At 53.1% G+C, this 23016-nt stretch carries 25 protein-coding genes; 7 read left to right on the plus strand and 18 right to left on the minus strand.

Annotated elements, in window-relative coordinates:
- Window positions 1-41 precede the first annotated feature (41 nt).
- From NST44_RS04140 to NST44_RS04170, 7 genes are all read right to left on the minus strand, one after another.
- Window positions 42-1835: an ABC transporter ATP-binding protein gene (locus NST44_RS04140; RefSeq protein ID WP_340897915.1), complete on the minus strand. Its 1794-nt coding sequence runs from the start codon at window positions 1833-1835 to the stop codon at window positions 42-44.
- Between the two features lie 249 nt (window positions 1836-2084).
- Window positions 2085-2354, minus strand: coding sequence for an HPr family phosphocarrier protein (locus tag NST44_RS04145; protein ID WP_007133000.1), 270 nt, complete (start codon window positions 2352-2354; stop codon window positions 2085-2087).
- A 100-nt stretch (window positions 2355-2454) separates the two neighbouring features.
- Window positions 2455-3384, minus strand: a complete 930-nt coding sequence (gene whiA, locus NST44_RS04150) for a DNA-binding protein WhiA (RefSeq protein WP_028406089.1) — start codon at window positions 3382-3384, stop codon at window positions 2455-2457.
- A 5-nt stretch (window positions 3385-3389) separates the two neighbouring features.
- On the minus strand, window positions 3390-4331 hold the full coding sequence (locus NST44_RS04155) for a gluconeogenesis factor YvcK family protein (RefSeq protein WP_186311136.1): 942 nt from the start codon (window positions 4329-4331) through the stop codon (window positions 3390-3392).
- 57 nt (window positions 4332-4388) lie between these two features.
- Window positions 4389-5297, minus strand: coding sequence for an RNase adapter RapZ (rapZ, locus tag NST44_RS04160; protein ID WP_007132997.1), 909 nt, complete (start codon window positions 5295-5297; stop codon window positions 4389-4391).
- Between the two features lie 43 nt (window positions 5298-5340).
- Window positions 5341-6291 (minus strand): ROK family glucokinase, encoded by a 951-nt coding sequence (locus NST44_RS04165; protein ID WP_007132996.1) that lies wholly within the window; start codon window positions 6289-6291, stop codon window positions 5341-5343.
- A 324-nt stretch (window positions 6292-6615) separates the two neighbouring features.
- Window positions 6616-7101 (minus strand): hypothetical protein, encoded by a 486-nt coding sequence (locus tag NST44_RS04170; protein ID WP_051425170.1) that lies wholly within the window; start codon window positions 7099-7101, stop codon window positions 6616-6618.
- Between the two features lie 406 nt (window positions 7102-7507).
- Between NST44_RS04170 and NST44_RS04175 the strand changes: the two genes are divergently transcribed.
- The 4 genes from NST44_RS04175 to NST44_RS04190 are packed head-to-tail and all read left to right on the plus strand — an operon-like array spanning window position 7508 to window position 10953.
- Window positions 7508-8434, plus strand: a complete 927-nt coding sequence (locus tag NST44_RS04175; protein WP_340897922.1) for an ABC transporter ATP-binding protein — start codon at window positions 7508-7510, stop codon at window positions 8432-8434.
- Between the two features lies 1 nt (window position 8435).
- Complete coding sequence (locus NST44_RS04180) at window positions 8436-9182, plus strand: ABC transporter permease (protein WP_007132993.1); 747 nt, start codon at window positions 8436-8438, stop codon at window positions 9180-9182.
- Window positions 9183-9203: 21 nt separating this feature from the next.
- Window positions 9204-10421, plus strand: coding sequence for a sensor histidine kinase (locus NST44_RS04185; protein ID WP_340897925.1), 1218 nt, complete (start codon window positions 9204-9206; stop codon window positions 10419-10421).
- Window positions 10348-10953, plus strand: coding sequence for a response regulator transcription factor (locus NST44_RS04190; protein ID WP_050954105.1), 606 nt, complete (start codon window positions 10348-10350; stop codon window positions 10951-10953). Before NST44_RS04185 ends, NST44_RS04190 begins: the two co-directional genes overlap by 74 nt.
- Before the next feature lie 343 nt (window positions 10954-11296).
- Here the strand turns inward: NST44_RS04190 and NST44_RS04195 are convergent, their stop codons facing one another.
- The 3 genes from NST44_RS04195 to NST44_RS04205 form a co-directional block, all read right to left on the minus strand.
- Window positions 11297-11476, minus strand: a complete 180-nt coding sequence (locus NST44_RS04195) for a hypothetical protein (RefSeq protein ID WP_007132989.1) — start codon at window positions 11474-11476, stop codon at window positions 11297-11299.
- Window positions 11477-11681: 205 nt separating this feature from the next.
- Window positions 11682-12440, minus strand: a complete 759-nt coding sequence (locus NST44_RS04200; RefSeq protein ID WP_340897927.1) for a DUF3891 family protein — start codon at window positions 12438-12440, stop codon at window positions 11682-11684.
- Between the two features lie 19 nt (window positions 12441-12459).
- Entirely contained in the window at window positions 12460-12663 is a 204-nt protein-coding gene (locus NST44_RS04205; RefSeq protein WP_007132987.1) for a DUF4177 domain-containing protein, read from the minus strand.
- A gap of 174 nt (window positions 12664-12837) precedes the next feature.
- Here NST44_RS04205 and NST44_RS04210 point away from each other — a divergent pair, with 174 nt between their 5' ends.
- Window positions 12838-13212 (plus strand): cupin domain-containing protein, encoded by a 375-nt coding sequence (locus NST44_RS04210; RefSeq protein WP_007132986.1) that lies wholly within the window; start codon window positions 12838-12840, stop codon window positions 13210-13212.
- A gap of 301 nt (window positions 13213-13513) precedes the next feature.
- On the opposite strand, the gene NST44_RS04215 is transcribed toward NST44_RS04210, so the two are convergent.
- From NST44_RS04215 to NST44_RS04235, 5 genes are all read right to left on the minus strand, one after another.
- Complete coding sequence (locus NST44_RS04215) at window positions 13514-14641, minus strand: VanZ family protein (protein WP_340897928.1); 1128 nt, start codon at window positions 14639-14641, stop codon at window positions 13514-13516.
- Window positions 14642-14790: 149 nt separating this feature from the next.
- On the minus strand, window positions 14791-15198 hold the full coding sequence (locus NST44_RS04220; protein ID WP_340897931.1) for a hypothetical protein: 408 nt from the start codon (window positions 15196-15198) through the stop codon (window positions 14791-14793).
- Between the two features lie 261 nt (window positions 15199-15459).
- A complete protein-coding gene (locus NST44_RS04225) occupies window positions 15460-16170 on the minus strand; it encodes an HAD family hydrolase (protein ID WP_213613412.1) in 711 nt (236 codons plus the stop codon).
- 109 nt (window positions 16171-16279) lie between these two features.
- Window positions 16280-16783 (minus strand): GNAT family N-acetyltransferase, encoded by a 504-nt coding sequence (locus tag NST44_RS04230; RefSeq protein ID WP_213613415.1) that lies wholly within the window; start codon window positions 16781-16783, stop codon window positions 16280-16282.
- Between the two features lie 319 nt (window positions 16784-17102).
- Complete coding sequence (locus tag NST44_RS04235) at window positions 17103-17435, minus strand: DUF2642 domain-containing protein (RefSeq protein WP_213613416.1); 333 nt, start codon at window positions 17433-17435, stop codon at window positions 17103-17105.
- A 392-nt stretch (window positions 17436-17827) separates the two neighbouring features.
- On the opposite strand from NST44_RS04235, the gene NST44_RS04240 reads away from it, so the two are divergent.
- Both NST44_RS04240 and NST44_RS04245 read left to right on the plus strand, forming a co-directional pair.
- Window positions 17828-18280, plus strand: coding sequence for a GNAT family N-acetyltransferase (locus NST44_RS04240; RefSeq protein WP_213613418.1), 453 nt, complete (start codon window positions 17828-17830; stop codon window positions 18278-18280).
- Window positions 18281-18372: 92 nt separating this feature from the next.
- Window positions 18373-18765 (plus strand): spore coat protein, encoded by a 393-nt coding sequence (locus tag NST44_RS04245; RefSeq protein WP_340897935.1) that lies wholly within the window; start codon window positions 18373-18375, stop codon window positions 18763-18765.
- 288 nt (window positions 18766-19053) lie between these two features.
- Here the strand turns inward: NST44_RS04245 and trxB are convergent, their stop codons facing one another.
- The 3 genes from trxB to NST44_RS04260 form a co-directional block, all read right to left on the minus strand.
- On the minus strand, window positions 19054-20007 hold the full coding sequence (gene trxB / locus NST44_RS04250; protein WP_007132977.1) for a thioredoxin-disulfide reductase: 954 nt from the start codon (window positions 20005-20007) through the stop codon (window positions 19054-19056).
- 127 nt (window positions 20008-20134) lie between these two features.
- Complete coding sequence (locus tag NST44_RS04255) at window positions 20135-21871, minus strand: tetratricopeptide repeat protein (RefSeq protein ID WP_425262133.1); 1737 nt, start codon at window positions 21869-21871, stop codon at window positions 20135-20137.
- A 90-nt stretch (window positions 21872-21961) separates the two neighbouring features.
- Window positions 21962-22912, minus strand: coding sequence for a ribose-phosphate diphosphokinase (locus tag NST44_RS04260; protein WP_007132975.1), 951 nt, complete (start codon window positions 22910-22912; stop codon window positions 21962-21964).
- Between the last annotated feature and the right edge of the window lie 104 nt (window positions 22913-23016).

Here is a 23016-nt window from a genome sequence, read left to right on the forward strand (position 1 = left end):
CCTTTCTTTCCGAAGCATTATCCCCTGCCCCGGCCTGCTTCCTAGGCCTCCAGACTTTCGTTCATCTGTAACTGCTGAGCTGCAAATTCCCTGTACATCGCATGCTCCCGTACCAATTCCTCATGGGTGCCCCTTCCGGTAACGGCCCCCTTCTCGATGAAAATGATCTGGTCCGCGCCCACCACCGTCGACAGCCGGTGAGCAATAATAATCGTCGTCCGTCCGGCCATCAGGTTCTTCAGCGCCTTCTGGACTTCAATCTCGGAGCGGCTGTCCAGGCTCGAGGTCGCCTCGTCCAGCATCAATATTTTCGGATCCCGGAGCAGTGCCCTCGCAATCGCAATCCGCTGCCGTTGTCCGCCCGAAAGCTTGATCCCTCGCTCACCTACATCGGTATCGAAGCCGTCAGGCAGCTCATCGATAAATCCGTCCGCATAAGCCATTTCAGCCGCTCTCCGGATTTCCGCGTCGCTAATGTCCCGCTCCGTCCCATAACACAGATTCTCGCGGATCGTACCGGCAATCATCGGGCTTTCCTGCGAGACATAACCGATCAATCCGCGCCAGGACCGTAGAGCAAATGTATGAATCGGATCCTGGCCAAGCTTAATCTGTCCCTCCTGCGGCAGGTAGAATCGTTCCAGCATGGAGAACAGCGTCGTTTTTCCGCCTCCGCTCGGCCCGACAACGGCCGTAACCGTCCCCGGCTCCATCCGGAAGCTGACATTCTTCAGCACCGGCTCACTCGGCTTGTAGCCGAAAGTCAGATGCTCAATCGATACCGGCTGATTCGCATCAATTACATCCATCCCGTCCTCGAACGTCTCTTCCTCGGCATCGAGCGTCTCCAGGATCCGCTCGGTGGCTCCCTTCGCCTTCTGTAGCTGGGTAAAAAACGTTGTCAGCTGCGTCATCGGCATGACGATCTGAATCAGGTACAGAATAAACGCCACCAGTTCGCCTGCCGTCAGTGCCCCCGTTGACACCTGCAGTCCGCCGTAACCGATGACGACGACGAGCAGCATCATCAGCACGAAGGACATCAGCGGCGCGATCCAGGCGGATACGATGCCTTCCTTAATGCCGAATTTCAACAGATTCGTGATGCCTCTGCTTCCGTTGGCGTACTCCCGGTTCTCTGCGTTGGAGGCCTTGACCAGGCGGATCTCGGACAGCACCTGGCTGATATTCGCCGTAAACGATGCGGTCTCATCCTGCATGCCCAGCGATATTTTATACATTTTGCGTCCCAGAGGAACGAGGATCAGCGCAGCAATCGGAATGACGACGAACATGGTCAGCGTCATTTTCCAGTTCAGATACAGCAGCACCCCGATAGATCCGACGATCGACACGATCCCGCTGGCGAAGCCGGCTGCATGATCGGAGATCAGGCCCTTAATGACGCTTGTATCATTCGTCATTCGGCTGACCGTTTCCCCTGACCGGTTATGATCGTAATAGCTTACCGGCAGCACCAGCAGCTTCTTCCACAGCCGGTCCCGCAGGGCGGCCACCATCTTCTGTCCCGTATAGCTCAGCAAATAGATCGAGAAGCCTGCGGCGATCGTCTGCACGATAAATGCGATGCCAAGCCCTATGATATGGCTCCGGTTCATATCCGTTAAGGAAAAGCCATCCACCAGGTTTTTCGTAAACATCGGAATGACCAGCCCGACCAGCGTCGAGACGACATTGAGCAGAATGGCGCCCACGAGCAGGGCCATCGGCGGCTTGGTCTCTTTCAACAGGCGGAAGAACGCCTGCGAGCCTGCCTTTCGATTCTCGTCTTGTGACGCCTGAAGATCGTCTGCCGTATTTTTCAGTACACTCATTGTTTCTCTTCCCTTCCCCGTCCGATTATTTATGGTGTAAGGTCAGAATAAAACAACAAGTTAAACTGAAGTTAAACAACAGCTTTCCGGCGCAGAAACAAAAAAGGCGGAATCGCTTCCCCTTTTCTGTAAAGTCATATGTAGATCTAACATGCTCCGCGCGATGCATACTTGGGTATGGGGCACGTCGCTCGCCCATATATTAAAAAAAGCCTTGCAAACACAAGACTTTTCTTAAACATGGATGGCTTATTGGTTCTCGAGTTCCTCTTTGCTCACAAGATTAACCAGAGAAGTAACCGCTTGCTCGGCATCGGCTCCTTCAGCGCTAATATGCACTTCCGTACCCGAGCTGATTGCAAGGCTCATAATTCCCATGATACTTTTGGCATTTACTTTTTTATCATCTTTCTCAACAAAAATTTCAGATGAGTATTTATTCGCTTCCTGAACGAACAGCGCGGCCGGTCTAGCATGGAGCCCCGTCTTCAACCGAACGACTACCGGGTGCTTTGTCATGAAAATTACCCCCTATCTTATAAATCTGCGGTATTGAAAGCGTCTTGACATTTTATAATATTATACCATTTTAGCATACAGGACACTAGAAGAAAAAATGTCAGGTATTGCGGATCTTTTCGGCCATTTCATCGATCTTGCGCAGACGGTGGTTGACGCCCGACTTGCTGACGGTCCCCTTGAGGAGTTCCCCGACCTCTTTGAGGTTCATATCGGGATGAGCCAGCCGGATTTCGGCGACCTCCCGCAGTTTGTCCGGCAAATTCTCAAGTCCTACTTCCTTCTGAAGCAGCTTGATGTTCTCGATTTGACGAACAGCGGCACCGATCGTTTTGTTGAGATTGGCGGTCTCGCAGTTCACGATCCGATTCACCGAGTTGCGCATGTCGCGCATAATGCGGACATCCTCGAATTTAAACAGCGCTTGATGAGCGCCGATCAGATTGAGGAACTCAATGATCTTCTCGCCTTCCTTAATGTAGAAGATAAAGCCCTTCTTGCGTTCGATGCAGCGCGCATTCAGGCGAAACTGGTTAGCAAGCTCAACGAGGGACTGACAGTGCTCCTCATACATCGAAGCAATCTCGAGATGATACGAAGAACCCTCCGGATTGTTCACCGATCCGCCCGCCATGAAGGCACCGCGGAGATACGCCCGTTTACAGCAATTTTTCCGGATGATCTTCTCATCGATCCGGGACTGAAACAGAAATCCCTCGGACACGATGCGAAGCTCCTTCAAAATTTCCTGAACCTGGGCCGGAATCCGGACGATATATACGTTATTCTTCTTCAAACGCATTTTTTTACGCACCAAAAGCTCGGTATGCGCCTGGAAATGCTTCTTAATTAAGGAATAAATACGCCTTGCAATCGCGGCATTTTCCGTCGAAATATCCAAAATCACCTTTTTGTTGGACAGCTGAACAGAACCGTTCATCCGGATCAACGCGGACAGCTCGGCTTTCTCGCAGCAGTTTTGGCTTTCGACCATCGTTAGTTCCTTCTTCGTTTGTGCCGCAAAGGACAAGGTACTCACCCCTTTCGTGAAATCCAGTCTTGCACCAGCTGGAAAATATGGTTGCTCAGCTTGTCGGCATCATGCCGCAAGTATGTTCGAAATAGCACAAGCTTATCCGCAATAAGTTTATATCCACGGCTGGTCACCTCATCACGGTCCAAATAGACGGGCTTGGCACCCTTCTGGGCATACTTATCCTGAACCTGAGGCGGAATCTCTCCATCATTAACAATAACATAATCGAACAGGTGAAGACCAATATGGTCATACACCGCCTGGAGATGATCGCTCACCGTATAATTATCTGTCTCGCCGGGCTGCGTCATAACATTGCAGACGAAAATTTTAATCGCCTCCGAGGCGACGATCGCCTCGGACAGCTTCGGAACGAGCAGATTTGGCAAAATACTCGTATATAAGCTCCCTGGACCGATCAATATCGCATCCGCCTGCTGAATCGCTTCCAGCGCCTCCGGCAGCGGCTCGACATGCTCCGGCTCCAGGAATATCCGCTTGATGCGGCCTCCGGCCTCCGGGATTTTGGATTCACCGGTGACAATGGTGCCATCCTCCATCTCCGCGTGCAGGATGACGGCTTCACCGGCTGCGGGCAGCACCTGTCCGCGAACAACAAAAACCCGGCTCATCTCCTTGACTGCCGTGACAAAATCTCCGTGCAAATCCGTCATGGCAGCCAGGATCAGATTGCCGAGGCTGTGGCCGGCCAGTCCCGACCCTGACTTGAAACGGTATTTCAGTATATCCGATAGCAGCGGCTCCACGTCGGCTAGCGCCGTAAGCACATTGCGGATGTCTCCGGGGGGAGGCATCTGCAGCTCGCTTCGCAATATGCCGGAGCTTCCTCCGTCATCTGCGACCGTGACAATGGCCGTTATATCGAGCGGTTTTTCCTTAAGGCCCCGAAGCATAACGGACAGCCCGGTGCCTCCGCCCATTACGACAATGCGGGGGCGCTTTCTAGCTTGCACAGCCACATCTATCACTTCCCTTAATTAATGCCGATCCCGCTCGGAATCCCGGTGGCTCACCGATACGGACTCCGTCTCGCTTACGCCCAGCATCTTGCCGAGGTACTCCGCAATCGCTACCGAACGATGCTTGCCGCCGGTGCAGCCGATGCCGATGATGACCTGGCTCTTGCCTTCCTTGCGATACTGGGGGATCAAGAAATGCAGCATATCCAGCAGTTTTGTCAGAAAAGCCTGGGTTTCCGGCCATTTCATTACGTAGTCGTACACGTCGCTGTCCTGGCCCGTGTTCGGGCGGAGCTGCTCGACGTAATGAGGGTTCGGCAGGAACCGGACGTCAAAAACCAGGTCTGCGTCAATCGGAATGCCGTATTTAAACCCGAACGACGTAATGTTGACCGACAGAATGCTGCTTTCAAGATGCGTGAAACGCGAGATGATTTTCTCCTTTAATTTGAGCGGCTTCATATTGCTCGTATCGATCACTTGTGTTGCCGAGTTTTTCAGCTCTTCGAGCATTTTCCGTTCCAGTCGGATCCCGTCAAGCGGCATGCCTTCCGGAGCGAGCGGATGGCGGCGACGGGTCTCCTTATAACGCTGAACGAGTACGGAATCGGTCGCATCGAGGAACAGAATTTCACAGTGAATCGTGAAGTGATCCTTAATATAATTTAGCGATTCCGACAAGGCCGTGAAGAATTCACGTCCGCGCAGGTCGATGACCAGCGCAACCTTGCCGATCTTGCCCTTGGACTGATCGATCAGTTCCGCGAATTTCGGGATGAGCACCGGGGGCAGGTTATCCACGCAGAAGAACCCAAGATCCTCCAGACTTTGCACGGCCAATGTTTTACCTGCTCCCGACATCCCGGTAATGATGATCAGGGTGGCCATCGATGATGTGTTGCTGCCTCGTTCGGCTGCTTCCAGCATCAGCTTTCCCTCCCTTATAAGTTAAAATCGAATGATGAATTAACTACGAGCGCAGGTGAAGTCCGGCAGCGCCGACGACGCCGGCATCATTGCCAAGCTCGGCCGGCACAATACGCACGCCGCGCTGCAGCGGCTCCGGTGTCAGCTTCGCGAATACCGCCTTCACCTCATCGAACAGAATGTCGCCGGCTTTGGACACGCCGCCGCCGATAATATAAGCTTCCGGGTTCAGGACGGCCGATACGGCAGCCATCGATTTGCCCAGGTAATACGCTGCGCGATTTACGATGCGGATCGCCACTTCGTCGCCCGCCTTCGCCGCGTCGAACACTTCCTTGGCCGCGATGTTCTGCACGAGCGACAGGGAGGTGCGGTCTCCGCGCTCCACGGCGTCCTTCGCCATGCGAATGATGCCGGTAGCGGAGGATACGGTCTCCAGGCAGCCCATTTTCCCGCAGCCGCATTGGATGGCTTCCAGATCAGGGACAACCGAAATATGTCCGAGCTCGCCGGCCATTCCCCCGAAGCCTTGATAAATTTTGCCGTTAATGATGATGCCGCCGCCTACGCCGGTTCCCAGGGTATAGCATACGCAGTTATCAACTCCGCGGCCCGCGCCGCTCCATGCTTCTCCAAGCGCCGCTACATTCGCATCGTTGTCTATTTTGATCGGCTTGCCAAGACGCTCCTCCAAAATGGCGCGAATCGGTACATCCTTGAATCCTACATTCGGTGCCAGAATAATGATGCCTTCACGAATGTTCGTGAAGCCTGCGAATCCGGCTCCCACTCCGGCCAGCTGATCCCAGGTGTATGGCGATTCCTCCACAATGTGACGCACATATTTTTCAATGTTGTCAATTACCGTGTCAACGCCCTTTGCTGTTTCCGTAGGCCCCTCAAACTTATGCAGAAGATGCCCTTCCTCGTCGCAAATTCCGACTTTGATTGCCGTTCCGCCCAGGTCGACACCGACGTAGATCTTCTCAGACATGTTACAAGCCACCTTTTTCCTTCTATAATTTATAGATTGCTCCTACTGTACCCACTATAATTGAAGGCACCCCTGCGGTCAAGAGAAGACAAGGGGATAGAAATCCCTTATAGGCCGCAGAAAGTCGGGATATCCAAGGTGCTCATGACCCCCTTAACGAAAACAGGCACCGTTTCATTTTTTATACCTATTGCCAGCGTCACTAACGAATTGATCGCGCCAACCCTCAAATCATCCGGTACTGGGCATGTGGGCTAAAGGCTGCAGAAATGTTGGATAGCGAAAAAAGAACACCGAATCTAACTCCGGTATTCTTACTCGCAATCAATACAGGTCGTATTTCCGCAAAACTTGGTTTTTCAGGGAAGTTTTAAACGCAAGGTCCTGCTGCTCCATAGGCATATCGGAATCATCGGTATTATCCAGGTTAAATTTACCGTTGTTCATGTTGATGATGCTGTACTGGCCGAACGTATTGTCTTTTAGAAAAAGAATGTACCTGCTGCCCTTCTTCAATTCGCGGTAATCATCCATAATGATTTTCGTCTTTTGGTTCCCGGACTCTTCTATAATGCATAACGGTTCAATGAACTCCATCATCTCGCCGATGTCTATCCCGTCCGGTTGTTTGATAACCTTCTCGATCCTCAGCTCGGTCATTGTATAGAAATCCTGGATCATTCCATCTTCAAAATATTGCGCCATATGTTCCCGATCCTCAAAATCCTTAATCGGGGAACCGATAACAATCACGTCCGCGGCTTGATCGAGTTCCTCGATCGTGTCGAATGCGATATATTTGGCATCCATATTAACTGTTCCTGTTATTGGACGATCTTTATCCGGATTCCCTGCACTCGTTGCAAAGTATAAAGATGATGCAGCAAGAATAGATACAGCTACTAAAAATATCGTGCTTTTTTTGATGAGAACTTCCCCCTTCCATCTATTCTCCCCATTGGCCTTATTGCATTTCTATTGTCCGTTCTTGGTAAGAATGTCAGCTGATTGATATATAGTAGACGCTCTAAGAATGGTAAAAGTTATATGGGAAAATGTTTGGCATGAATTCCATCACTAAACCAATCGTCCAGCTGTCTCCCTGCAACATGACAAAAGTCATTTCAAACCGGTGACATCCTTTACTAACGCGCCTTTCCCGCTCCCGATATCATAGAATCATGATCACGATAACGAAAACGGAGGTGCGTAACCTATGATACAACAGCTAAGCGGCGAACCGATCGTCGAGCTGAAGCAGGTGACCAAAACGTTCGGAAGCAAGAAAGCCGTGAACCGAGTATCCTTTACGATTGAGCGTGGATCCATTACGGCCATTCTCGGGCCTAACGGCGCGGGCAAATCGACCGCGATCTCCATGATGCTGGGGCTCAAGGACACAAGCGAAGGCGAGGTCCTTCTCTTCGGCCAGAGCCCGAAAGATCTCAAGGTTCGGGAAAAGATCGGGGCGATGCTCCAAGAGGTGAGCGTCATGGACGGCCTGCGGACGCGGGAGATCATCAACCTGATCCGCAGCTATTATCCGAATCCGATGACGCTCGAGGAAATCGCAGCGTTCAGCGGGCTCACTCCCGAGGAACTCGGCAAATGGGCGGTGAAAATGTCCGGCGGCCAGAAACGCAAGCTCAGCTTCGCGCTGGCTATCGCAGGCAACCCCGAGCTGCTGTTCTTCGACGAGCCGACGGTGGGTCTCGACACGTCCGCCCGCCGGCTGTTCTGGCAGACTGTCCGAGGTCTCAAGGCCCAAGGCAAGACCATTTTGTTCACCACGCATTACTTGCAGGAGGCTGACGATATAGCCGAACGCATCGTGCTCTTTCACCAAGGCCAAGTGGCGGCCGACGGTACGCCTGAAGCCATCAAATCCAAGCTTACCCGGCGAACGGTTTCCTTCATCGCGGATGCGGACGGCCAGCAGGTGATACGGCTGCTTCATGAGGTGCCGGGCGTAACAGATGTCTACGAGCAGGACGGGCGGCTCATCGCCGTCACGAGTGATACGGACACAGCGCTGGCGGCACTGTTCCGTGCCGGACTCGCCGTTCGCGATATCCGGATCGATCAGGGCAGTCTGGATGAAGCATTCGATCAGTTAACGATGAGTCAAGGGGAGGCGGGTTAACATGAAAAACCTGAAGTTGATTACGATTCAATGCCGGATGGAACTGCTGCGGATGATTCGCAATCCGTACTATATATTCTGGTCTTTGGCCATGCCGATCTTGTTCTATTTCATCTTCACCCGCATCGTGGATACCGGCGCAGCCGAGGCTGGCCAGTGGCAGGCGCATTACCTCATGTCGATGACCTCCTTCAGCGTCATGGGCACGGCCATTATGTCGCTTGGCATCCGGCTCGTTCAGGAGCGGGTGCAGGGGTGGTCGATCTATATGCGGGTAACGCCGCTTCCGGGCAGCGTCTATTTCTTCGGCAAAATGTTCGTGCAGGCGATCATGCACCTGCTCTGCATCGTTGTTATTTTCACTGCCGGCTATCTCATCAACGGCGTCTCGCTCTCCTTCTGGCAGTGGCTGTTCAGCGGATTGTGGATCCTTATCGCCTCCATTCCTTTCCTCGCGCTCGGTACGCTGATTGGAGCCATGAGGCGCGTCGATACGGCCAGCGGCGTCAGCAACGGCATTTATTTGGCGCTGGCCGTGACCGGCGGCATGTGGTTCCCGATCGAGGCCATGCCAGGCTTCATGCAAGCGATCGGCAAGTGGATGCCTTCCTACCATTTCGGCGGCGGGGCATGGGCCATTACGCGCGGCGAGGCACCGGGCTGGGATCACATCCTGATTTTGACGGGATATTTGCTCGTATTTATGATACTATCCACCTATATTCGGAAAAAACAACAAGCCGATTAAGGGGATGAGTGTGATGGATATATGAGAGGACAAAGATTCGAGGTGTTTCCGCGCCACATGGGATTCTTCCCCTATCTGTGGCTGGTGTATGTAATATTGCCGATCTACAACATGTTCAAATTCGATTCGTGGAAAATGGGCATCGGCTTCTTCCTGCTAGCGGTATTTCTTTTTACGTACCGTCAGCTGTATTTTGAAGTAGAGAAGCGATCGTTTATGTATTGGCTGTTAGTCCAGCTTGCCGTCATCTTCATCTTGTCCACCTGGTATCACCCTACCTTTATGTATATGGGCTTCTTCTCCGCCAACTTCATCGGCTGGTACATTGATGACCGCCGATTCAAAACGGCTATGCTGATCTTCTTCCTTGTCGAAGCGATCCCGCTGGCGATCTATGCACCAACGCTCGAAACCGCCGATCTCTTGGTGCTCATTCCATTCTTCTTGATCATGCTGCTGTCGCCGCTCGGCTTCCGTTCTCTGAGCAGGCGGCAGAAGCTGGAACAGGAGCTTGCGAAAGCCAATGAGCAAATCCGCAATTTGATTAAAGGCGAAGAACGGATGCGCATCGCCCGCGACCTTCATGACACGCTTGGCCATACGCTGTCGCTCATCACGCTAAAGAGCCAGCTCGTGGAGAAGCTGGTGACGAAGGACCCGATGAAGGCCCAGGCGGAAGCGCGCGAAATCCAGAATACGTCCCGTGCGGCCTTGCGCCAGGTGCGCGAGCTTGTCGCTGAAATGCGGACAGCCACGCTCCCCGAAGAAATCCGGGATGCCCGCATGATTCTGGACAGCGCCGGGATTGAGCTGGTTTGTGAAGGAAATGAGCGGCTGGAAGGAATTCCGGATCTGGCTCATAATATTCTCAGCCTCTGCCTGCGCGAGTCCGTAACGAATGTGGTGAAGCATAGCAAGGCCAGCCAATGCCGGATTCGGATGGAAACGCTGGAGAATGAGTGGCGGATGATCGTCGCCGATAATGGGGTTGGTCTCCCGAACGACAGTCCGCTTCCCGCTGAGGGGAGCAACGGCCTGAAAGGAATGGCGGAACGGCTGTCGTTGATCGGAGGGACGATCGAAGCCCGCTCTAACCAAGGAACGATCATTACCATTCGCGTACCGATCGTCATCAAGAACGAGAACCGGAAGGAGGAGGATACACATGAGCATCCGAGTGGTGATCGCCGAGGATCAACGCATGCTTCGGGGCGCACTGGCTTCTTTGCTAGATTTTGAGGAGGATATCGATGTGATTGGGCAAGCAGGCAATGGAGATGAGGCTCTGTCTCTGATTGCAGCCCACCGTCCCGATATTTGCCTGCTGGATATCGAGATGCCGGTTCGCAGCGGCCTGGAGGTGGCTGAGGAGATCAAGCGTCTTGGCTATGAATGCCGGGTCATCATCCTGACCACCTTCGCAAGGCCGGGCTATTTCGAGAGGGCGGTCCAAGCAGGCGTTCAAGGATACTTGCTGAAGGATGAGCCGAGCGAGCGGCTGGCGGAAGCGATCCGCCGCGTCATGGACGGCCGCCGGGAGGTTTCGCCCGAGCTTGTCTTCGGGACGATGCGAGATGCGAACCCGCTTACGGAACGTGAACGGGAGGTGCTCCGTCTGGCTGCCGGCGGAAGCAGTTCGAGCGAGATTGCCGCCAAGCTGCATCTATCCTACGGCACGGTCCGCAACTACATGTCTGAAATCTTGAGCAAGCTGGGGGCGAAGAATCGAATCGAGGCGATTACGACTGCGGAGGAAAAGGGATGGATTTGACAGGAATCCTGCCGGGCCGCGTTGGGTCCTGAGTTTGAACGTTGCTCTTCGCCAAAAGACCTCTGGCGTGGAACTTTCGTCCTCCCCGGCTCCCCGCCAATTCTCCACCGGTTGTCCTGGGTTCTGTCCCTTCGAAGGCAGCGGCAGCGGTCAGCGCCTTTGATGCCTGCACGTCCTCTCCTATCCTACGAGTGGAAGGCTTGGCTAGACCCCTATTTTAGATTTAGTGAATACTATCACATTCATATCAATGATTGGAAAGGGGCACCATTGACGCCAAGTTCAATTCGGGGGCATGGAGCCCCCAGTAGTATGCTGTTTATAACTCGCACGAGTGCTGCACCTACGATTTATTTTTAAAATGGAGGACGATATTGCCTATCCCGCCTAGCGCGAACAGCAGCGACACGAGGCCGAATCCCCACTTCCATGAGCTGCGGTCGGTGATAATCACCACGACCAAAAAGGCTATCGCCGCTAAAAAATTCAACATGGCTACGATCAAAAACTCTTTTTTCTTCATCCTTCAACCTCTACAATCTGACGGGATTTTTCCATGGCTTCAAACCGGATCATACCATATTCCATAAGAAAAATGTCTCTCGACGTACTCACAGAATACAGACCGCGTTAAACGGTTAGTTTTTCTTACGGTATCGGGCAGCAGATCCTCCGAAGTAATTATTGTCTGATATCTTCAAAAATACGTATAGCCTGCACACTTCCGGCTACGGAACGAAGAGAACCTTCTGCTCGGTCCATGGAGCATGCTCAAATGCCTTCGCGATGCCTTCTTGTTTAATCTGCGCTTTCCGCACATGCTTATTCTTAAGCACAACCGGCCACTCCCGCTCGAACAGAAACGGGCTCAGCCTGATCTCTTCGCCGCCCAGCCATTCAGCCGCAACCCGCTGTCCATCCACGGACATACCAAAGCCATCCCTGAACCACGGGTGCTCCTCTTCCTTGGTCGCGCCGGGAGCGTTCATGCATACATAAAGCGAGAGGTCATCGCACAGCTGAAGCAGCGCAAACTGCCGCTGGATTGTCTCCTCATCCGGAAAAGGATGCTGACTCTTCAGCCTCTCCTGGCGCTCCAGCTCCGCATGATAAAACTCCACGAAGGGCGCTTCGGTCGCATTTTTCATAAACGACGCATAATGAAGGCTGCATAAGTACCCTGCATAGGGGTTCATCGCTTCCGTTTCGTCAACCCCCTTGGCATACATCAGCAATTTCGGCAATGTCGGATAATCAACAAAAGTAAAGGGTACCCCGACCGCATCATTCCAGATGGGCGTATCATCCATTGGCAGCCAGGCCCGATCATGCTCGGCGATTGCGAGCAGCACTTCTTCCACTACCGTTTCATCCAGGAACAGCTCTTTCCGGAAGCCCCGGGCAACGTCCCCGGAGAACCGGCCATGATCGTCCTGAGTTGTCATCACAAACGCATCTTCCGTCTCCCGAATGATCACTGGATCCACTCCCTCTTTCCTTTGGTCACTACTCGAGATATGCTTTCCGCTTCAGAACAGCAATAATATCATTGGACTGGCCCTGATACATGCTTGTATCGAAGCACGACACCAATTCCCAACCGTCGATCCCGTAGCTGTTCAGTAAATCCTCGAATTCCTCCTCATCAACCTTTCCCCCGAGAAATCCCCGTGTCTTAAATTTCAAAGTTTTATACTCCCATTTATCCATGAAACGTCACTCCTGTATGTTGTTCTTCAAGGCTTCCATCAAATCCGCTTTGACATGTGTGGTTCGCGAGTACGGATCTCTCGCTTGTATGCGAGAATTCACCGTGGTGCTATTCACCTTATGTTATCATACAATAGATCGTTTTTGATGAATTTTCCAAGAGGAGATGAGGCTTTGAAGATATTCCGCTTTGACATGGACGCCGGACGCCCGATTTCCGTATACGGCAGCCAGCATCTGATTATGTCGAAAATACTCATGAGTCAAGCAGCCATCCCCATTCACCACATCGGCTGCATGCACATCGGCGCCGGGGGCGTGGTCGGAGAGCATCCGGCATCGTCGGACCAATTGTTTATCGTTGTTGAAGGAGAAGGCTGGGTTACCGCCAATCATGGACCGAGAACGAAGGTGATTGCTGGACAGGCCGTGCTGTGGAAAAAAGGGGAGTGGCATGAATCCGGCTCCGAGCTAGGCATGACCGTCATCGTTGTTGAAGGGCCCTTGATTGAGCCCGATATGCCCGAAGCTGACGTTTATATAGGTTGAATGATTGATTTCCATACTTTCGACCGCTATTTATATAGCATCCGGCTGCCCCTGCTGAACCTACCGGTTGGCCGACATAAATATAAAAGCCGGTGTCTTGGGCTTAACCTTATACACCGGCCGTACTTCTTGATCTGTCCTTCATGGACGATTTCATTGGATTTGTTTGCTTCTTCCGCCGACCTGAATCTCCATCCCCGGCTCCTGCCGCATGCCATGGTATGAATCGAGTGCAGGCACAACGGCCAATATCGATAATATCCTTGGCTTCATCGAGCCTCTCCTTGAAAGAAGTAACCGATCAGACAGCATTCCCTTCGCTTCGCCCCGCCGCAGGCTGTCTTTTCTCCGCGATCACCTGTCTGGTTCCGCTCTTCGCCTCATGCAGCAGCGTCCGTTCATGGTTGAAGAGACACCGCAGCAGATGGACCATAACAACCCCGTCGATCAGCAGCATTCCCATGACATACAAGGCATACAGAAAGCCAGAGCCCGGGAAGCTCAGCGTTATCAGCAGGGCATGAATGCCGCCCCACACGACGTAAAGCAGCCCATTCCGGATAATGATCTCCTTCAGCTTCAGATGTTCGCCCTGCCCTTGGATGCGAATCCGTACGATCCATTTGCCTACCGTCTGCCCCTCAAGCATATACGGCATTACGATATAGTACAGAATGACAACGATGAAATACGCGGCCTTCACGTTCAGCACCACGGACATAATCCCGATGACCGGCAACGTAATCATCGCATCGATGCCAAAAGCGATTGCTCTTCTTGTATAGCTGACCCGCTTCTTGGACAGATCCACCTTCTCATCCAGCCGATCCATCCGCGGCAGATGGTTCTTCATCCAGTCGGCCAGCACGAAGCCAACCATCCCGCCGAGCGTATTGGTCAGCAGGTCATCTACATCAAACAGCCGATAAGGGTGGTCATAGAAGCCGTAGATCCCGGTAACCTGGGTTACCTCAAAGAACAGCGACAGACCGAATGAAGCAACCAGGCACGCACGCCAATTCACCCGGGCATAATAACGGAGGAACATGCCGAACGGCACGACCAGCAGGATGTTGAACACCACCTGCAGAAAAGCCCGCTCCTTAATCAAGTGTATATACGTCCCAGGCTCCGACAGAACCACCTGGGTTTCCTTCACAATATCGTGAATAAAATTGAGCGGAATCCACTGGATCACCGAGGACACGTCCATCGGTGCATTATGTCGAGATGCCGGCAGCGGGAGCAGCACCAGGTACACCGCATTGAGCAGATAGAGCAGGAACAGATACAGAAGAAACCCGCGAAATTTATTGAAATAGCCATACTTGCGGTACTGCACGATCAGAAACGGGACCGCACACAGCAAGGCTGCTATGGGAAAAGTCAAAAATGCATACGATATCGGGAACAAATACGCCTCCAGCACGCCCCGTTCACTCCCTTCATGAGGTTTCTATTTATAGTTTACAAGGTCCAGGTTAAATCGGGGGAGCGCCTTCGTTTAAAAAAGGGTTAAAATCCACCAGCTCCGTCCCTTCTTCTTGAAGATGGACGGTTCTTGGACAGGTATAGACCTCACCGTTTACGGGGAACTCTGCCGAAGCCGATTGAGGGTGGAAGGGTCAGCAGAAACTGTTCGCTTCCTCTCTCCCAGTCTATGGTGAGGATCAGTTCCTTATCAGGATCCAACATATCGAGCAAAGAACTGTAGTCCAGGGTGGAGAGGGTTTCTTTCATGCCGGCATCGTCCGTCCCCGCAATGATCTCGCCTTCCGAGAAGCGTCCTTTTCGATCCTCCAGCCGGTAGGTAATTCTACCGCTGCCTAGCGGCACCTTCCCGACATACTGAAGCTTTAATTTCCCGCCAAGCTCGTCCTGAAATACGGTCTGCTTCGCATTAACCTTATCCTTATGCGTAACGATATAGTCCGCTTTCCACGCCGCACCTTTGCCGGCAAACTGCATCGTTTTCGTTCGATTCATGCCCACACCTTCTTTAACCTTGTGATCAGTACGTAGCTATAACGCAGTTTCGGGGTAAAAGGTTTGAGGTTACCGTAACCGAATTCTCCAAACCTGCTTCCTTTCCGAGCCGGACTCCTTTAGCCGAAAAAACAAGCGTCTTCGGTTAGCCCGGGACGCTTGTTCTAGCTTGTTCTAACTTGTTATGGCTTGTTAAAGCTTTCTCGTTCAGAAGCCGCTGGATTTTAGCGAACACTGTCCATATATGGCATTTTCGCTGCCTCACGCCCTTGCCTCTTCCTTATGATGGCCATGCAGCACCTTCCGAGCCTCATCCAAGGTTGTGCAAACGTAATCGGGCTCGATCCCATCCGCCTGCGGTTTGCCCAGCCGATTGAGCCACATCGCCGCAATGTCCAGGCTCTGCGCACCCCGGATGTCGCTCGTTAAAGAATCGCCGATATGGATCACTTCGTCTGCCTTTAACCGGTACTGCATGAATGCCTCCTGGAATAACTCCGGCCTCGGCTTGTACGATCGTACATCCTCGCTCGTAAGGATTCCTTGTACATGAATGCCGTGATAGGTGACGGCAGACTCAATGTCCGACCTGTCGATATTCGACAAGATAAACACGGGCGTTCCGGTTCGCTGGAGCGACTCCAGGAAAGGCTTCGTATCCGGGTACAGCCTCGGCCTAATCCAATGCTCGAATTGAAGCTCGATGATTTCCTCTGCCCTCGCGCTTGATCCGAAGTGCTTGATCGTCTCGGTAAGCGACTCTATGCCAATCGTCCGCTGGGATTTAAAGCCTTCCCCATGGCTGCTGCGGAAGATGCGCGAAAACTCGCTCCACCAGTATCGTCCGATTTCCCGAAGCGTGCATTCGATCGAAGCGCTCTCCCGAATCTGTTCGCAGATCAAGGGAATGATATCGTCATCTTCATGAACCAGCGTACCGTAAAAATCAAGAAATACCGCGCGATACTTCACTTCACAGCTTCCCTTCTCCCATGATCTTTCGAGCCTTAAGGGTTCCGCAGCAAGCCCAATGCCTCCTCTGCCTGAATGGACCTTGATAGGGCTGATGCCGCCCTCATTTTTATACGACGTCCGCTACCATTGTAATGGATGTGCCAAATACGCCAACCTCTTGAAACCCAAAGCGCCTATATAATTTCACTGCTGCCGTATTCTCCGGCGCTACACTTAGGGATGACCGGGAGATGCCTCTGGATTTCGCTCCTTGAAGCAACGCCGTCATCAGCGCCGTTCCAATCCCTTGTCCCCTGCTCTCCGGCAGCAGGGCCATACCAAGCTCCGGAATTTCGTCACTGACGTAGCCGAATCCTTTGTTCGCCTCGTCAAAATACCGCAGGGTAATCGAGCCCATCGGCTTTCCTTCCCCGTTGGTCGCGATATAGCCCAGGTCGCTCTCTCGGCCCCAGCCCTCCACGTATTTCCTCATGAAGGGTTCGTTGAGGATGTCCCTGCTAAAGGGCTCCGCCCTATCAGGCACATACAGGGATTCGTACAGCATATCCCATAGAAAGGGCTCGTCCTGTGCCGTCGCCACTCGAATGTTATACGAATTTAATGAAGTCATGAAAAATCCACCTCTCTTGCTATCCCGCACCTTAGTCTCTGGATCTATAAAAAACGGTCGAAATATCACCGGATACACTTCCTACTTATCGTCGGTTGAGAACGAAAAGCTTAGGTAATATGGAAATCCGACACAGGCCTGCCCCATAGCTGGTGCTGCCATGAGCACAAACGAAGCCGGATCTGTCGTTTATAAAAGGCGTCTACGATAGACGCCTTCCGGATCCATGTATACATATTGGCGGTTTATACCGCCCGATCCTGCCTGCAACAGCGGTAAAATTCAATTATAGCCAAACTAAGATGACCTAAGGCTCCTGCTAATAGGGAACCCCTTCAAAGTACACCACCTGTGCCAACCGAATATGCAGCGCCTTGTTATCCCCGACGGTCAGCTGGATATGGTCTGCGGCGACCCCGGAGAGGATGCCCTCTACTTTTCCCGCTGTCGTTACGACGGTAATTTTCGCCCCTTTATGCTTGAGCAGATGGTCCATAAACATTGGCTCTACAAGGGTTACGTAATTGACATGCTGCGGAACAGCCGATGCTCGCGGTGCATGGTACCCAGTAGTCGTGGGGGGTGCAGAATAGAAGCTGCTCGGCGAATATCCGGTCGGCGGCGGGTATCCGTAAAATCCATAGTTGTTCAAGCGCAAGCCCTCCCTTGTCATAAATCATCTTACACCTTATGTATGAGCGAATTCGGATCGCTATGTTTATCCTGGTGTATTTTTTCGGGGGAATCCGCTCTGGTACAAGAGTTAGCGCCTTTCCCGATTCCCATTTGCAGCCGAGTGTGGAGGCGCTAATTGGGATTCTTACCGCCTGCCTCTCCCGCGCGTGATGTAATGATCACTGCTGGTACGATGATCAGCGTCGACGCTCGGACGACAAGCCATGCGCTTGCTCCACTCGGACGAGAACCCGCGGGGCCAGCCGCTGCTTCCATGAGAAGCGTGAGCGAGCCCTTTTTTGTGATAAAATAGCAAACATAATGCTTCGATTTCGAGATTGGAAGTGGAAGATGAAAGGAGACGACGCTATGAACATCCGACGGCTTATTCCTGGTGAACCGCTTCCCATGGATCTGCTGCTGCTCGCGGACCCTTCAAAGCGCCTGGTGGAGGACTATATCCATCGGGGACATTGCTACGTCGGCGAAGTCGATTCCGCAGTTATCGGCGTATATGTTCTGCTGCCTACGCGGCCCGATACCGTCGAACTCGTCAATGTCGCCGTAGCGGAAGAGCGGCACGGCCAAGGCTTCGGCAAGCAGCTGGTCAACCATGCGGTCCGTCAGGCTAAAGAGCTCGGATTCGCCACCATTGAGGTCGGTACAGGAAGCACCGGTGTCGCCCAGCTCGCATTGTACCAAAAATGCGGCTTCCGCATGACGGCGATCGACCGGGATTTTTTCGTCCGGCATTATGATGAGGAGATTTACGAGAACGGGATGCGGCTGCGGGATATGGTACGGCTATCCCAGGATCTATGAACTCCTAAGAACTCCGGCAGGATAGGCACCTTCCCCCGCGTGATTGAATAGGCTATCACATATTTCATCACATGGAGGAGACAAGAGAGGATATGAAGCATAATCCCAAGCATCTGGCGTGGCATGAGACGCTCGAGATGCACGAATTAACGGCCTTCCAAGCTAACAACCTGAAAGAGCTGCTTCACTATTTCCCGGAAGCCCCTGTCGGCACCCGCAAGCTGTCCGAGGCTGATTTGACCGCTTATTATGCCGGCCATCTGCTCGGCTTCGCCAAAACGTCGGTCCGCAATTACGCGATCGCCATTACCGAAACCGCGACCCCAAGCCTTCGCGAGACGCTGCAGAAGCAGCTGAACAAGGCGATTGAGCTGCACGGGAAAGTGTACTACTTCATGTATGAACGGGGCTTGTACCCTTCCTACAATCTGAAGCAGCTGCTTTCGAACGACGTCAAGAACGCCAATAAAGCGATCAGCTTGTAATTGGAGTTCCGGCCGGCTCGGCTTTACTCTACCCTGCCTGACCGGACCCCTTCTCCACGGCTTTCATCGGACATTGGAAGGGCGGCGGTTTAGGGGTTACGTTAAGGTCCAACTGCAAGTTTGTTCAGGCAATGACTTACAGATGGATCCACAAGTTTGAGATCTGCATCTTGTACAATAAAGCCCCCGGCTTCAGCCCCCCCGGACATGACGGTTTATCGTCGTCATCCGTAAGGCGCTGTAAGCTCGGGGGCTTCTTCGCACTTCCTGCTGTTTGAACAACCTCTATTATGGGTTGAGCGTTTCGCTCCAGTCATGCACCATATGGCCTTCGAGGAATTTCTCGCAGTCCATCGCAGCCATGCAGCCAGTGCCTGCTGCAGTGATTGCTTGACGATAACGCGTATCCTGCACGTCGCCGCAGGCAAATACGCCTGGAATATTCGTCTCGGTCGTACCTGGCTTAACCAGGATATAGCCGGTAGGATCCGTTGTAATCTGACCGCCGAGGAAGCCGGTATTCGGGGTATGGCCGATCGCCACGAACACGCCTTCGGCTTCGATCAGCTCTTCTTCGCCGGTCTCATTGTTTCTTACCTTCAGGCCTTTCACGCCCGTTTCGCTGGTCACGACTTCAAGCGGCGTACGATCGAGCGCCCATTCGATCTTCTGGTTCTCTCGTGCGCGATCCTGCATAATCTTCGAAGCTCGCAGCTCCGTACGGCGATGAACCACCGTAACGCTGGAAGCGAAGCGCGTCAGGAAGCTCGCTTCCTCCATCGCGGAGTCGCCGCCGCCGATGACGATGATCTTTTTGCCGCGGAAGAAGAAGCCGTCGCAAGTCGCGCAGGTGCTTACCCCGCGGCCCACATTCTCCTGTTCGCCCGGAATGCCCAGATATTTGGCGGATGCGCCGGTGGATATAATTACAGACTCTGCCAGAAGCTGACCCATTCCTTCAACGTTCACCTTGAACGGCCGCTCGGAGAAATCAACGGACTCCACCCAAGCGCTCTTGAATTCGGCTCCGAAGCGCTCCGCCTGCTGGCGCATATTGTCCATAAGCTCGGGACCCATGATACCTTGCGGGAACCCTGGGAAGTTCTCAACTTCGGTCGTGGTTGTCAGCTGCCCGCCGGGCTGCATGCCCTCGATGACGAGCGGCTTCAGGTTTGCGCGTGCCAAGTAGATGGCTGCCGTCAATCCGGCAGGCCCGGTTCCGATTACGATGGATTTATACATAGATACAGCCTCCTAGTATATAGGGTGATTGAATGCTTCTACATCCTATTCATGACTTAACCGCGATTCCATGATGCAACAGGGAACGCTTTCCTATCCTCTGATCCACTGATTCGCTAACCCATACTTAAATATTCTCTGTAAATGGGCGGAAATTATGATCCGATTGCGCCTCGTCCCCGCAAACACTGTTAATTTGACGTGCATACCGGCTGACCGTCGAAGGCGAAATCCCGTAACGGACGGCAACCTCCTCGTACGTCAGGTTGCGTCCACGCTTCTTCGCGGTCCAATATTCCAGCGCCGCTGCCCAGCCCTCTACGTTTCGGATGTTCGGGATGTCCGGATACAGACGGCTGAGAAAGTCGGTCCAGAGATTCTCCATCTCTTTCTTCAAGAAGGCATCGGATCGCATGTCCATCGCCTGCTCCGCTCTCTCCAGAACGGCCTTCCAGGAAAGCAGCCAGTCGGGCAGCACTTCTCGGGTTTTGACCGGAGCGGCGTCGCGGTCTTCCCTGCGGTCCGCAATCCGGTTGCTTGCCGACTCCATATGCTGCAGCACAAGGCGGGCAGCCGTCTTCAGCTCCGCGTTCTCTCCGGGCTCCTGAAGGAAGGATTGCAGCGCATGCTGCACCTCTTCATCGGCAATCAGCTCGAGCGTACGGATAACCTGCAGCTTCGTCTGCGGATCACCATGCCGAAGCGCCCAGAAGAATGAAGAACGGATCAGCGGATTCTGCTTCGCCTCCTCGGTCAATTGATCCCCATCCTGCTCCCACCGTCTGAACTGCTCCTCAAACGGCAAGTGATAGTGATAGCTGACCTTCATTTGATCGGTTCCCGTCTCCTTGCGTTTCTGGAGCTGAGCCAGGTAGAAATCGGGAATGACCGACTCGGGATCAAGCTTCGCGGCATGGCGCCAATATTGCTCCGCCTTCTCGTAGCGGCCGATATTGCAGGCAGCCACAGCGGTATAATGATACAAGCTCGGATCGGAACTAAATTCTTCATGCTTCAGCAGCCGCCGGAAATGTCCGTACGCCACCTCATGCTGCCCAAGAATGCCCATCGTCGTTGCCAGCTTGAATACATGCTCCAGGTGAAACGGCACCGTGATGCGAAGCATGTCCATCAGACGGTCGCGCTGCTCCACGTCTCCTTCATGCTGATAGAAGATCGCCAGGTTGCACAAGCCGTGCAGATTCCCCGGCTCCTGATCCAGCACCTCGCCGATCGTCCGTTTCGCCGAATCGAATCGTCCCATATAATAATAGGCAAGCGCCAGGTTGTTGCGCGCGGCAAGGAAATCCGGATGCTCCTTCACAATCTCCTCCAGCTGCTTCACCGCCTGCGCGAATTTGCCCTCTTCCAGCAAAGCGCGGGCATGCTCATGCTCAACGACGCCTTCCCGACTCTTGATGCGGTTCAGCTTGGCAGGACGATTGAGCTCATACTGCAGCAGCTCCATCATCTCCTCCGCCTCATCCAGAAACTGCCCGTTCGGGTCTTCTTCCAGATAAGTGACCAGCGCTTCCTCCGCTTTCTCAAACTGCTCCATATTGGCATAGTTGTTGGCCATATAGAAATAGCATTCGGTCATCGACGGATCGACCTGCTCCAAAATGTGGGCAAGCACCTCGTTCGAAGCTTTATAATCTCCCGTCTCTGATAATATACCCGCCATATTGCAATGATTCACCGGATTATCCGGTTCATATTCAACAGCTTTGCGAAAATATTTAAGCGCCTTTTCATATTGGTAACGATCCAGCGAGCGAACCGCCCGATCGAAGAAAAAGTTCGCGTTCATTTCGATAGATATAATGTTGTGAGGGTCACTCGACCCGTATGGATTTCCATTCACGAAAAGCAAGGCACCTCCTTTTAACTTGCTCCTCTATCCAGAACAGTATAACACAAGTTACAACATCATTTGCAGAAAAAAGACACCAGCTTACACACCGGCGTCTTTGAATAAAGTGGCGATGGATCCGCCCTCAAGTATAATTTGGGTAGCCTGCGCCAGCATCGGCGCAACCGACAGTACTTTCAGCCGCATCCGGCAGTGATGCTCCGGCAGCACGATCGAATCCGTTACGACAATTTCTGCAATATGGCCATGATCCAGCCGGTCCAGCGCTTCGCCGGAGAATAGGCCGTGCGTCGCGCAGACGATCGCATCCTTCGCCCCGCGCTCCTTAAGTCCCTCCACGACCTGGACGATGGTGGTGCCGGTATCGATCAGATCCTCGATGATGATAGGCGTGCGGCCGGCCACATCTCCGATCACGTGCGTAATGACCGACTCGTTATGGGCCGGCCGCTGTTTGATCATGATCGCGAATGGGGATCCCAGCCTGCTGGCCAGCTTCTCCGCCGTTTTCGCCCGGCCTGCGTCCGGGGACACGATAACCGGCTGCTCGATGTTCTTCGTCTTCAAATACTCCGTAATGAGATCCAGCGCTGTCAGATGATCCACCGGAATATTGAAGAAGCCCTGGATGGCCGGGGCATGCAGATCGATCGTAATCACCCGGTTTGCCCCGGCTGTCGTCAGCACATCAGCCACCATCTTAGCGGAGATCGGCTCACGCGGAGCCGACTTGCGCTCCTGTCTCGCATACCCGTAGTAGGGTACGATAATATTGATGGTTCTTGCCGAAGCCCGCTTGGCCGCATCGATCATGACCAGCAGCTCAACGAACATTTCATTGATAGGCTGGGAAAAAGACTGCAGGAGAAACACATCGCAATTGCGGATGCTCTCCTCGTAGTGAACGTAGATTTCGCCGCTCTGGAAGCGGGAAATTTTAATCTTGCCCAGCTCCACGCCCAGCTGCCGGCTGATGCTTTCGGCTAGCTGCGGATTGGACGTTCCGGCGAACAATCGAAGGGTACGATACATGGAGACCTCCTGACACAATAAATGGTTTAGGCGCATGCTGCACACCCGTCGATTAGGAAAGCGCTGTCGCGAAATCAGGCTGCCCCCTCCCTGCAAGGCCCGCA

The sequence above is a fragment of the Paenibacillus sp. FSL W8-0919 genome (assembly GCF_038003785.1).
GTDB lineage: Bacteria > Bacillota > Bacilli > Paenibacillales > Paenibacillaceae > Paenibacillus_AQ > Paenibacillus_AQ lactis.